We start from the raw sequence: 481 nt of genomic DNA on the forward strand, positions 1-481 counted from the left end.
ACGGTAGTATCCTTGCATGGGACGTCGCTGGTACAGAGACGACACAACTAGTAACGGCGACGATGACGAAGGCGCTTAAAGCGAACCACGGTTTGAAACCTGAGATTCTTCATTCCGATCAAGGTTCGGTATACACTTCCCGCGCATACAATACGTTACTGACGGGAAACGGCATCACACATAGCATGTCTCGACCGGGTACCCCCGGTGACAATAGTCCGATGGAAAGTTTCTGGAGTCAATTTAAGACTGAGGAGTTGGCGTTCAAACACCCACTATCTGAGATTGAACTTATCGCCATCATCAAGAAGTACATCAATTGGCATAATAAGGAAAGACGCCAATTAGCATTAAACGGCATGACCCCGGAAGAATATCGGAATCATGCCGTTCAAGAAAGTGCATAAGCCTTTAATTATTTGACTGTCTACTTGACGCGGAGCCGCGCCAACCACCCTCTTTTTGAACATACTATTTATTA

General features: G+C 46.2%; 1 protein-coding gene. It reads left to right on the plus strand.

Annotated elements, in window-relative coordinates; translation table 11 throughout:
* On the plus strand, positions 1-407 hold a 407-nt coding region (locus BVJ53_RS14730; RefSeq protein WP_137296010.1), incomplete at its 5' end, for a DDE-type integrase/transposase/recombinase.
* Between the last annotated feature and the right edge of the window lie 74 nt (positions 408-481).

Source organism: Lacticaseibacillus chiayiensis, assembly GCF_004123795.1.
In the GTDB taxonomy this organism is placed as follows: Bacteria; Bacillota; Bacilli; order Lactobacillales; family Lactobacillaceae; genus Lacticaseibacillus; species Lacticaseibacillus chiayiensis.